This is a genomic window from Bacillus cereus group sp. Bc031 (assembly GCF_027716265.1).
In the GTDB taxonomy this organism is placed as follows: Bacteria; Bacillota; Bacilli; order Bacillales; family Bacillaceae_G; genus Bacillus_A; species Bacillus_A paranthracis.
Genome location: NZ_JAQFUL010000052.1, coordinates 24,761 through 36,156 on the forward strand (window position 1 = coordinate 24,761; position 11,396 = coordinate 36,156).

Consider the following 11,396-nt stretch of genomic DNA (forward strand, 5'->3'; position numbering starts at 1 on the left):
TCTGTTGAAATGGTAGTCTATTGATTCTTCCATTAACAAGGATTTTATACAGAGATAGTGCTTATATTCGTTCAACCGTTATTGAGGTGTTAGCAAAAATAGGGGGAGCAGACTTGTAAATAGTCTATATTGAAGCTTTACAGGATAGAAATGTGATGGTGAAATATGAAGCTGTTCGAGCTAGTTATATGAATGGCGACGAAATAGCAATGAGACCAATTTGCGAACGTGTGAATAAAATTGTTGCTAGAAGACGTAAAAATGAAGTAGAGCCTACGGATGAATCAGAGATTATCATTGCTCTTCGTTTCTTACGAGAAAGAGAGAATGTAAGAATCATAAAAAAAGAGTCAGCCTCAATGAGACTGACTCTTTTTTTACAAACTAGTTTAATACTTTAACTGTAACTGTTTTACGTCCCCAGTTACTTGATGTACCTTTGTCTGGCATTAAAACATCGATTTTATTTCCTTTAATAGCTCCACCAGTATCACCAGCGATTGCTACTCCGTAACCTTCAACCCATACTTTTGAACCTAATGGAATAACACTTGGATCAACCGCGATTAGTTTCATGTTTGGATTAGCTGTTAAGTTGTGACCTAAAGCTGATTTTACTTGGTCGCCTGCTTTATAACCATTTTCAAGTGGATCTGCTGTGTAAGCTGTTGCTACAACGCGTAACTCACGAGAAGATGATGGTGCACTTGTTTCAGTTTCTTTTGCAACAGGTTGTTGTGTAGCTGGTTTTTGAGCTTTAGCCGCTTCACGAGCTTTAGCTGCTTCTTGAGCCTTAGCTTCTGCTTGAGCTTCAGCTACTGCTTGAGCTTTAGCTGCTTCACGAGCTTTAGCTGCCTCTTGAGCTTTAGCCGCTGCTTGAGCTTCAGCTACTGCTTGAGCTTTAGCTGCTTCACGAGCTTTAGCTGCTTCTTGAGCCTTAGCTTCTGCTTGAGCTTCAGCTGCTTCTTGAGCTTTAGCTTCTGCCTGAGCTTTAGCTGTCTCTTGAGCCTTAGCTGCTTCACGAGCTTTAGCCGCTGCTTGAGCTTCAGCTGCTTCGCGGGCTTTAGTTGCTTCCTCCGCTTTAGCTTTTGCTTGCGTTTCAGCTACTTCACGAGCTTTAGTTGTTGCCACGGCTTTAGCTGTATCTTGAACTGTAGTTGTTTTTTCAGCTTTAACTACTGGTTGAACTTTAACTGGAGCTTTACCTGTTAAGTAAGGAACGTGAACGTAAGCTGTTTTTCCGTTATATTCAAATTGGATCCAACCATTTTCAACTTGGTGTGTTGTTTCGATTACGTCATCTTGTTTCAATTTCCCAAGAATCTCTGAGTCTGTGTTTGCACCAGCACGTACGTTTAATACGTTAGCTGTTACGTAGTAAGTGTCTTTTGTGTAGTCAGCGCTAATGAAAGCTTCCTTACCGCTATTCAATTTTACTTTTGACCATCCGTTTTCTGTATGTAAAACGTTAACTTTATATCCATCTAATAATTTTCCGACAACTTTTGATTCAGTAGTTGGGTTTTCTCGTACATTTAGTACATCAGTTGTTACAAACGTTTCTGCTTTAGCAGATGTTGTGAAAATCCCAAGACCAAAAACCGCTGCTGTTGCTATACCCATAAATTTTTTCATAATAGCCTCCATTGCATTTGTTTTCGTTGACCTCATTATAGCAATCATTATTTTCTTATTTGCGAAAAACATAAAATTACAAAGCTTTCGTAACGGGTCATTAATATTCTGTAATAATTCCAGTAATATCCTAAAAGCGCTTTCTTATAGTTTTTAGGGGAGGTTAGAGCATATGATGCATAAAAAAGGTAGTATTTCAATTTCTGATAGGTTAATAGTATTTCTATAGTGTTACGTAATCGTTTTGTAATCATTACAAAAATGGCATATTTTGCTGTCGGAACAGAAAAGTAGTTATGTAAAAATAACTATTTTAGTTGTGGAGAAATAAAAATGAGGTGAAATTTAATAAAATATCGCTATAATTGTTACAAAATAAGTCGAGGTATGGAAAAAATTACGCCTTGATTTTGATTTAGCACATAGTATTTTTACAATAATAGGATTCTATAATAGCTTTAGTAGGTTGAAATAATGAAAGGTGTTGATAACGTGAAACATATATAATAGAAGAAACACGATTAAATAGATAAATAAAAAACGTAGGAGTGTAAGCTCCTACGTTTTTGTTTATTCATATCGTAAACATTCAATTGGATCCAGTTTTGCAGCTTTGTTAGCTGGTAGTAAACCGAATAGTATACCGATTAACATAGATAGGGCAACGGAGATTAGTCCTAGTTTTAGTGAAACGACAAGTGGCCATCCTGCAAACATTGCGACAATCCATGCGAAGAAGATTCCAAGCATAAATCCGACAAAACCACCTAATGCTGTTAAAATGCAAGCTTCGATTAAGAATTGCATTAATACTTTACCACGTGTTGCACCTAATGCTTTACGAATACCAATTTCGCGTGTACGCTCTGTTACAGATACTAGCATAATGTTCATTACACCAATACCACCTACAAGTAAGGAAATAGCGGCAATACCACCGAATACGCTTTTTAATATACCTGTGAAGCTATCAATTTCTTTTAAGAATTCTTGTGGATCTGGTACTTCAAATTTACCTGAATGCTCTGGTTTTTTTGCTTCATTTAATGATTTTACAACTGCTTTTTGAACAGTTTCCTTATCTTGACCAGGAGCAATTTTTACCGTTACAGAATCGTAGTTATTTTTCCCGAATAGTACAGGCCAGTTTTCTGCTGAAATGACACCTTCTTTAAATGTCATGCCACCCATCATTGCTTTTACTGAATATACGCCAACTACTTTGTATGGTGTACCTTTTATATCTATATATAAGTTTGGTTCCCATGAAGAATATAATTTATCAAAAGCATCTGTATTTAATACAATTGTGTGTTCAGGTCTGTCTAAATCAGCTGCTGTTAAAAATCTGCCGTGCTCAAGTTTGAATTTAGATGTATCTTCAAAATAATCACCTTTTGCACCGGTAATATCAAGATCTAATTCTTTTTTTCCTGCATATACTTTTTCTTTTCCTTTTACATCTGGATAAACTTCTTGCACACCAGAAATTTTGGATATACTTTCATACATGCTTGAGGAAATTTTGCCGTCCATATCTGAGTAATCTTCTGTCTTATAATTTACAGAAAACTGATCTTTTTTTTCATTCCCGATTTGTTCGCGGAACTTTGCGTTTGTTCCATCCCCAATCGAGATAATAGTAATGATGGCACTAACCCCAATAATAATTCCTAGCATCGTTAAGATAGAACGCATCTTATGGGCAAAGATAGAGGAAAGGGCCATGCGTATATTTTCACTCGTGTTCAAAATTAACCTCTCCAATCTTGGACGATATTTCCGTCACGAATTACAATTTGACGTGCTGCAGCTTCCCCGATTTCACGATCATGGGTAATCATAATGATTGTTGAGCCTTGTTTGTTTAATTCGTAAAAGAGGTCCATAATTTGTGTACTTGTTTTCGTATCAAGTGCCCCCGTCGGTTCATCGGCTAAAACGAACTTTGGATTATTTACGATTGCACGTGCAACAGCGACACGCTGTTTTTGTCCACCTGATAATTCGTTCGGTAAGTGAGTAGCACGATCAGCTAAACCTACTTTTGTTAAAGCAGCTAATGAGCGCTCACGTCTTTCTTTTTTATCAACTCCAGCGTAAATAAGAGGTAGCTCTACATTTTGAAGTGCTGTAAGTCTCGGTAATAACATAAAGTTTTGGAATACGAATCCGATTTCCTTATTACGAACGCGTGCCAGTTCTGTTTCAGACATGTTTGAAATATTTTGCCCAGCTAGTTCGTACGTACCTGTCGTTGGTTTATCTAAACAACCGATAATATTCATTAAAGTTGATTTACCAGAACCAGATGGTCCCATAATGGAGGTGAATTCTCCTTGGTTCAGTGTTACGTCAATTCCGTGTAATATTTGAACAGATTCTGCACCATTTTGGAAGGATTTCGTGATGCCTTTTAAGTTAATCATTCAACGACAACCTCCATACCATCTTTTAAGTCTTTTTCAGGTTTAGAGATAATTTGTTCTCCTTTTTTCACTCCAGAAACTTTTGCTTCGCTATCAGTCTCGAATTCAACAGTAACTGCTTGTTCTTTCGCTTTACCATCTTTTACAATGAATACAACATTTTTGTCACCTTTTTTCACGATGCTGCTTTTCGGAACAATTGTACCAGTTGCTTCGCCAGATTTACTTGTTACGTAAACGTGGAAGCCGTTTTGTAATTCTTCACTATTATCTAAAGTGACAGTGAATTGATAGTTAGAAACAGTTTTATTTTCGTCCATGCTCTTTAATGGTGTAGAACTGATTTCTGTTACTTTTCCTGTCCAAGTCTTACCAGCGACCGTTTTTGAGGAAACAGTTACTTCTTGCCCAACTTTCATACTAGCAAGCTCATATTCAGAAAGTTGACCTTTTACTTTAAATGGACCAGCGTGACGAAGTGTAATACCGCTCATACCTGTTTTTTCATCAGCGATTTTTACGATATCATCAATTACGCCATCAGCAGGGCTCGTTACAGAAAGTGTATTTACTTTCTCTTTTGCAGCTTTAATCATTTCATCAGATTTTTCAACTTCAAACTTTTTCATTTCAAGCTGTGATTCTAATTGTTGTACTTCAATTTCAGATGCTTTTAATGCTTCAGCAGGAAGGCCTGCATTTTTATCTTTTTGTAATTTTTGTTTCGCAGCATCAATTTGCTTTTGGAACAATGTTACTTCTTTTTGTGCGATTTTCTTTTGCATTTCTGCTTCTGTTACACCTTGTTTCGCAGTAGGGTCATTATATTTAAAAAGGAGTTGCCCTTTTTTCACTTCATCACCTTTTTTTACAGCTAATTCATACGTACCTTTTGTTGGATCAAATGAAATTGTTTCAATTCCGTTTGGAATGACTTCACCGCCAAATTTTTGCGCGTTTTGGATTTGTTTTTCGGTTACTTTATATCCGCTATATGCCATTGCTACTTCTGAACCGCCGCCAGCAAATGCAAAGTATGATCCAGCTGCAATTCCGATTGCTACTACACTAGTAATTAACACTTTATTTTTCTTCTTCATCTATTTATCACCTTTTCGTTCGTTTTAGTATCTACATTAAGTATAGAAGAGGTAAAGAATCTGACAAATCGTTTTAGCTTACAATAACCTTACAGTTTTGTAAGGTATGAATATGTAAATGTAAGGTAGAGCTTGTCCCAGTGTAAGCAAATGAATTGACTCGTTGTTTCTTTCTTACAATAATATTGTATGAAGGAGAGGAGGAAGGAAGATGGAAGCTTATTTTAGTGCGCATCCATTAAAACCGTTTATTCCCTACTCAAGGCAACATGCCATTATATTATTTATTCTGTTGGTGGGAATCGTTTTTTTATATCAATACCAAGATGTATTACGTCAAAATGAGTGGAATATAACGGTTCGATATGCGATTGCATTTCTATTTATAGGGAGTGAAATTGGACTTCATATGTGGGAGTGGAAAGCAGGGATTTTTGAGCTAGCCACTTCATTACCGTTTGAGTTATGTACGATTAGTTTGTTGTTAGCGTCAATTATGATCATAACGAAAAGTTACCGTATATATGAGATTGTATTTTTTACAGGAATTATTGGTGCATCACAAGCCATTTTAACGCCAAACTTGCAGTATGCTTTTCCGCATTTTCGGTTCATTGAATATTTTATCGCGCATATATTGCTCATTTGGGCGCCACTCTTTATGATTTGGGTGGAAGGATATCGTCCGACAGTACAATCTATTAAACGCACAATGATATTTTTAAACATATTGATTCCGATTGTTTCGTTTGTAAATTACAAAACAGGTGGTAATTATATGTTTTTAGCTCATAAGCCAGAAACAGCTTCATTACTTGATATGTTAGGACCACCTCCTTACTATATTATTTCATTAGAACTTGCAGCGCTTATTGGATGTTTTATTTTGTATATGCCGTTTGCGAAAAGAGAAAAACAGTTACACAAAGAATCGTTAGGGTCATAACCTAGCGATTTTATATATAATAAATATTTACAATTCAGAAAATTGAGAATAAAATTGAGGAGTAAATTATAAAGAGAGAAGGGCGAAAATGGTCAAAAAAGTATTTTTGAATGGGATGGAAGTGACGATTCAATTTCTTATTTCGATTTTGGGTATTATTTGTTTAGGGACATTGCCGAAACTATTTTATGGATTTGAGCTGCATGCATCACAGTACATAAAGAGTTTACAAGAAGTGTTTGTGAATTTAATGGACATCTCCAATTTAAAATATGTGGGAGATAAATTTTTATTTCCACAGTTGTTTGTCCATTATAAAGAAACAATTATTATATTTTTAGCTGCTTTTTTCATTTCATTATTTGTAGCATTTTGTATTGTTTATGTAATTATGAGTAGTTCACCGCGTATACAACATCGAATTAAATCATTTCTTATCTTCCTAGAATCCATTCCAGATATCCTTCTTATTTTAGTATCACAAATTTTAGTTGTATGGTTTTTTAAACAAACAGGTTTTTTACCTTTTCAAATTGCTTCAATTGGAGGCGAGTCGATTAGGGGGTTGCCAATATTGTGTTTGAGCATCCCGACTACGATTATGTTTGTAAAAATGATCGTGCTTCGTTTTGAAAATGAACTAGAAAAAGATTATGTACTATTTGCTAAGGCGAAAGGGCTGGGGCGCTTTCATATTTTAAATCGCCATATTTTACGAAATGTGTTGCTTAGTACATTATTCTTTGCGAAAACGAATATCTTTTTTATGTTATCTAATTTATATATTATAGAATGGATTTTTAATACGGGTGGTATTTTTATGTTTTTGAAATCGTATTTCGGTATTAGAGTTGAGGTTTTCATTGTTAGTGTGCTTCTTATATATATTCCGATTTTTATTTTATTTAAATTGTTTCATTATCTCATTCCGGCTGCGATGAAGGAGAGATTATAATATGTGGACGTATATAAAACGTGATAAAAGATTTTGGATAAGTATTGGGTTCCTTCTCCTATTAGTTCTTTTGAGCATCGGAAATACGTTATGGAATGATGGACATATTAGACAAGTTACATTGCAATATGATGCGGATGAAAATCCACAAGTGCCACCGTTTCCACCTTCATTACAATTTTTACTCGGGACAGACCGGAAAGGGTATGACCTGTTACATTTAGTCATTGAGGGCGCGAAGTGGACGATTGGTATATCTATTTTTATTGCGGCACTTAGAATGGTAATAGGTGTGTTTTTCGGTGTCGTACTCGGAACGTATATAAAAAGAGGATTTTCAAAAATTGAGGCTTTCTTTGATAGTTTTACAGTTATTCCGACAGTTATGATTGCGTATTTTTTTCTTCAATCTGCAAATACATTTGGAAGCGGAGAGGAGACAACAACCTTTTTTGAAAGGGCTTCGTTTCAAGTGGTATTACTTGTACTGCTTGTAATGCCAGTTATTGCACTGTATGTTGCGAAGGAAGTTCGTAAATTGCGAACGGAAGAATTTGTTGATGCCGCACGCATATTAGGTGGATCGAGAAGACATATTGTTATAAAACATCTTTTTCCGCACCTCTATATGACGTTTATACTCGTATTTCTTCAGCAGTTTACGCAGACTCTTACTATTTTACTGCACTTAGGATTACTTGAAGTGTTCTTTGGTGGGACTGTAATGTTTGGTGGACAAATAAAAGAGGTGGAATCTTATACGCATGAATGGTCAGGTTTAATTGGAGTATACTTTAGGTCATTAACAGTGAATCCGTGGATCCCTCTCGTTCCGATTACATTTTTTGGACTTACTATTTTTTCAGGAAATATGATTGTAAAAAGCATAGAAGAGGCGATGATGAAAGTAAGGTTAGGAGGAGAGCTAAAGAAGGATGTTGCAGAAGAGGAACAATCTGTTGTGCAGTCGAAAGAAGAGTTATTTACTTTTAAGCATACGATGTGAAAATAAACAGAAGCAAGCATGTATTTCATGCTTGCTTCTTTACTTTATTTTGTAGAAACTTCGCCTTCAGCTTCTGTTTGTGGAATAAAGTATCCGATTATACCACCAATTATTGCTGGAACGATCCAGCCGATTCCTAAGTTATAAAAAGGAATCGTGTGTACGATATTAGCGATAAAACTTGGTATCATTCCCACATTATCAAGTGCATGAATACAACTAATAATGAATGCTGCAATCATTGCCCCGATGTAGACAGAAGGTTTACGTTTCGTATATTTATCTATAAATGATACGAAAATTAAAATAATCGTAATTGGATATAAAATAATTAATACAGGTAATGTAATTTTGATTAATAAACTTAAACCTAAGTTTGAAATCACGAAGCTGAAAATACAAACGTATAGTACGAGCTTTTTGTAAGAAACATTTGTTAGTACTGTTGCGAAATAGTTTGCAAATGCACTTACAACACCAATTGCTGTCGTTAAACAAGCGAAGATAATGGCGATACTTAATAAAACATTACCGCTTGTCCCAAAGAAGTGATACATAACAGTCGCTAATAGTTGACCACCGTTCTCGAATTGTCCTAAGTTGCCGTTTGAAGCACCGATATAACCGAGTAAGAAGTACACAATTGTTAAAAATAGAGCGGCAATGCTTCCGCAAATAATTGTATATTTCGCAATTGATTTCTTCTCTTGTATACCGTTTTGGCGAATTGCATTTACAACGATCGTTGATAATACGAGAGCACCGATTGCATCTAACGTTAAAAACCCTTCAAGAAATCCTTTGAAAAATGGAATTTCTTTATAGTCACCAACAGGTTCTGCAAACGTTCCTGGTGAAAGAAGTGCTTTTGTTGCCATAATTGCAATAATTCCAAGTAAAATTGGCGTTAATATTTTTCCGATATGATCTACTAATTTTGATGGATTTAATGATAAGAAGTAGACGACTGTAAAGAAAATCGCACTAAAAACTAACATAGAGTACCATTGGTCTGGGAAAAGTGGTGCAATCCCAATTTCGTAAGATACAGATCCAGTTCGTGGAATAACAAATAGTGGGCCGATTGAAAGATAAATAATGATAGCGAATATTGCTGCGAATTTTGGATGAACACGGCTTGCTAAAGTGTTAAAACTACCACCGGCAAGGGCAACAGCGACGATAGCTAGTAAAGATAAACCGACGTCTGTAATAATAAATCCTGTAATGGAAATCCACATATTTTCTCCGGAAGAAAGACCGAGAAGGGGCGGGAAAATCATATTACCAGCACCGAAGAAAACTGCGAATAGTAGTAAACTAATCGAAAGTATTTGCGCTGGTTTTAAAGTTGTACGCATATAAAGAAAATCCTCCTAATGAGTGTTTTTGTCGAAAATTCAAATAATTTGTCGAGTAACTGTTATTATTTTAAAGGTCTGATGACTAGAAAGCAATAGGGAATTTTGAAAAAATTAAAAAATAATGCATTAAATCGAATAAATATACTATTTATATGTTTAATAGGAAGGATTTAACTTATAGCGTAAAAAAACACATATCACTAGGATACGTGTTTTAAAAAAATATTTTTTTATCACGTTCTTCTTTTAAAATTTCAACCGCTTCTCGGAAACGTTGTGAATGGACGATTTCTCGTTCACGTAAGAAGCGTAGGCTGTCATTTATATCTGGATCATCTGATAAGTTAATAAGCCATTGATATGTTGCGCGTGCTTTTTCTTCAGCCGCAATATCCTCGTATAGGTCGGCAATTGGATCACCTTTAGCCTGTATATAGGTTGCAGTAAATGGAACACCGGCAGCGTTATGGTAGTGGAGTGCACTATCATGATCAGCGTAATGAGGGTCAAGACCAGCAGCTTTCATTTGTTCAGGAGTCGCATCTTTCGTCAGCTTATAAACCATTGTAGCAATCATTTCAAGATGAGCAAATTCTTCTGTACCAATATCAGTAAGTAGGCCAATGACTTTGTCAGGAATTGTATAACGTTGATTTAAGTAACGGAGTGCAGCAGCTAATTCTCCATCTGCACCGCCGTATTGTTCAATTAATAATTTTGCAAGTGCTGGATTGCAAGTTCCTACTTTAACAGGGTATTGTAATTTTTTTTCATAAATCCACATAGTTTCTCTCCTTTATATTTGCCATGGCCAAGGACCTTTGCTCCATTCCCAAGGGGCATTAGAATAGCTGTTTCCAAACTGTTGGAGTGGCCCGTATTTTTCTTCCATCTTTTGTTTTAATACTCTTCGTTTATAGGAAAAGTCATTAAATTGATTAATCGCGGCAGTGTCATCTGGATGTGTATCTAAATAAAGAGTGAGTTCGACTAGTACAAAGTCTAGTTCTTGAAGCTCCAGTAACAGCTTATAATATTCTTCTGGTAGCGATTGAGTCACGTCAGTAGTCACCGCCCTTTTTTATAAGGATTTTCATAATAGTCATAAAAAACAGGCCATAAAGTCCCTTTTTGTAGCGCTTCTTTTGGCGTGAATTGTGGTAAGTTTGGCGGTTGAAAGCCTAAAAATAAATTAGGAGGAGTAGAGTAAAATTTTTTTCCGATAGGAGGGCAAGGATCTTGAGGACTATGATAGGGCACGAATGATCTCATATATTTATTCACGAATAAACCTCCTTACATGTTCATTACTACGTATTGTATTCAGACATAATGAGCATTTATGACACATATAAAAAAGTAATAGGTACGGGGGGAATGAATGTGGAGACTGTGAAACAATTCATTGTATTGAAAGTGAAAAACTTAAAGGAAACGTTATATTTTTACGAAGGGATTTTAGGAATTAAACCTAGTTTAGAAAGACCACAATTAGATGTAACGGGGGTTTGGTATGATGCCGATTCAACGAGAATTAGTTTTGTTATGAATCGCATGTTAGGTGGGCAGGAAAAAAGTGTTACAGATTCATGTAAGGATTTAACATTTACGATTTCTGACATAGAGAAATTGAAAAAGAAGCTAGCGTTTTATGAAATTTTATATACAGAAAATGAATGCGCGAGGAGTATTGTAGTACAAGACCCAGATGGATATAAACTTCAAGTGGTAGAGAAGGATGAATAGACGGAGGGGATTTGGTGGAGAGAAATTATGAAGAAAGTGCGTTGTTTGAGCATCAATTTTGGCTAAAGGTACTTACTGATCATGCGCAGTTTTTACTTGATGCGTTAGCTCCAAAGGAAAAAGAAGATATAAAGAAAGCCATGCCCATCAACTTAAGAATTTTCACTACCCCCAAGTGACAAAAAACGTTATTCTTTCTAAAAAGCTAGCTAGAA

At 35.7% G+C, this 11,396-nt stretch carries 12 protein-coding genes and 2 pseudogenes; 6 read left to right on the forward strand and 8 right to left on the reverse strand.

The features are described 5' to 3' along the window. Positions 1–23: 23 nt before the first annotated feature. Positions 24–401 (forward strand): annotated as a pseudogene (locus PDQ33_RS18880) (HEAT repeat domain-containing protein); the annotation flags it as partial. Here the strand turns inward: PDQ33_RS18880 and entC are convergent. The 4 genes from entC to PDQ33_RS18900 form a co-directional block, all read right to left on the reverse strand. Continuing rightward, the gene (gene entC / locus PDQ33_RS18885) at positions 385–1,758 is read right to left on the reverse strand and encodes a cell wall-binding protein EntC (RefSeq protein WP_270756442.1); all 1,374 of its coding nucleotides are present in this window, start codon (positions 1,756–1,758) and stop codon (positions 385–387) included. The pseudogene PDQ33_RS18880 and the gene entC sit on opposite strands and share 17 nt — an antisense overlap. A 447-nt stretch (positions 1,759–2,205) precedes the next feature. Then, positions 2,206–3,363, reverse strand: coding sequence for an ABC transporter permease (locus PDQ33_RS18890; protein ID WP_406565717.1), 1,158 nt, complete (start codon positions 3,361–3,363; stop codon positions 2,206–2,208). A 26-nt stretch (positions 3,364–3,389) separates the two neighbouring features. Continuing rightward, positions 3,390–4,064 (reverse strand): ABC transporter ATP-binding protein, encoded by a 675-nt coding sequence (locus PDQ33_RS18895; protein ID WP_076872345.1) that lies wholly within the window; start codon positions 4,062–4,064, stop codon positions 3,390–3,392. Next, the gene (locus tag PDQ33_RS18900) at positions 4,061–5,164 is read right to left on the reverse strand and encodes an efflux RND transporter periplasmic adaptor subunit (RefSeq protein ID WP_000728831.1); all 1,104 of its coding nucleotides are present in this window, start codon (positions 5,162–5,164) and stop codon (positions 4,061–4,063) included. The genes PDQ33_RS18895 and PDQ33_RS18900 overlap by 4 nt, the downstream gene beginning before the upstream one ends. Positions 5,165–5,375: 211 nt before the next feature. Between PDQ33_RS18900 and PDQ33_RS18905 the strand changes: the two genes are divergently transcribed. From PDQ33_RS18905 to PDQ33_RS18915, 3 genes are all read left to right on the forward strand, one after another. Then, on the forward strand, positions 5,376–6,110 hold the full coding sequence (locus tag PDQ33_RS18905; protein ID WP_270756436.1) for a YwaF family protein: 735 nt from the start codon (positions 5,376–5,378) through the stop codon (positions 6,108–6,110). Between the two features lie 88 nt (positions 6,111–6,198). Beyond that, on the forward strand, positions 6,199–7,065 hold the full coding sequence (locus PDQ33_RS18910; protein WP_000239680.1) for an ABC transporter permease subunit: 867 nt from the start codon (positions 6,199–6,201) through the stop codon (positions 7,063–7,065). A gap of 1 nt (position 7,066) precedes the next feature. Then, on the forward strand, positions 7,067–8,071 hold the full coding sequence (locus PDQ33_RS18915; protein ID WP_270756438.1) for an ABC transporter permease: 1,005 nt from the start codon (positions 7,067–7,069) through the stop codon (positions 8,069–8,071). Between the two features lie 44 nt (positions 8,072–8,115). Here PDQ33_RS18915 and brnQ2 read toward each other — a convergent pair whose 3' ends face one another. The 4 genes from brnQ2 to PDQ33_RS18935 form a co-directional block, all read right to left on the reverse strand. Continuing rightward, positions 8,116–9,432 carry a branched-chain amino acid transport system II carrier protein BrnQ2 gene (gene brnQ2 / locus PDQ33_RS18920; protein WP_270756440.1) on the reverse strand — a complete coding sequence of 439 codons (1,317 nt, stop codon included), beginning with the start codon at positions 9,430–9,432 and terminating at the stop codon, positions 8,116–8,118. 217 nt (positions 9,433–9,649) lie between these two features. Then, complete coding sequence (gene cotJC / locus PDQ33_RS18925) at positions 9,650–10,219, reverse strand: spore coat protein CotJC (RefSeq protein WP_000265273.1); 570 nt, start codon at positions 10,217–10,219, stop codon at positions 9,650–9,652. A gap of 12 nt (positions 10,220–10,231) precedes the next feature. Then, on the reverse strand, positions 10,232–10,495 hold the full coding sequence (locus PDQ33_RS18930) for a spore coat protein CotJB (RefSeq protein WP_000194491.1): 264 nt from the start codon (positions 10,493–10,495) through the stop codon (positions 10,232–10,234). Between the two features lie 8 nt (positions 10,496–10,503). Further along, entirely contained in the window at positions 10,504–10,719 is a 216-nt protein-coding gene (locus tag PDQ33_RS18935; protein ID WP_001046258.1) for a spore coat associated protein CotJA, read from the reverse strand. A 48-nt stretch (positions 10,720–10,767) separates the two neighbouring features. On the opposite strand from PDQ33_RS18935, the gene PDQ33_RS18940 reads away from it, so the two are divergent. Both PDQ33_RS18940 and PDQ33_RS18945 read left to right on the forward strand, forming a co-directional pair. Beyond that, positions 10,768–11,181 (forward strand): VOC family protein, encoded by a 414-nt coding sequence (locus tag PDQ33_RS18940; protein ID WP_139303523.1) that lies wholly within the window; start codon positions 10,768–10,770, stop codon positions 11,179–11,181. Positions 11,182–11,195: 14 nt separating this feature from the next. Next, positions 11,196–11,321, forward strand: a pseudogene (locus PDQ33_RS18945) (DUF2935 domain-containing protein); the annotation flags it as partial. Positions 11,322–11,396 lie beyond the last annotated feature (75 nt).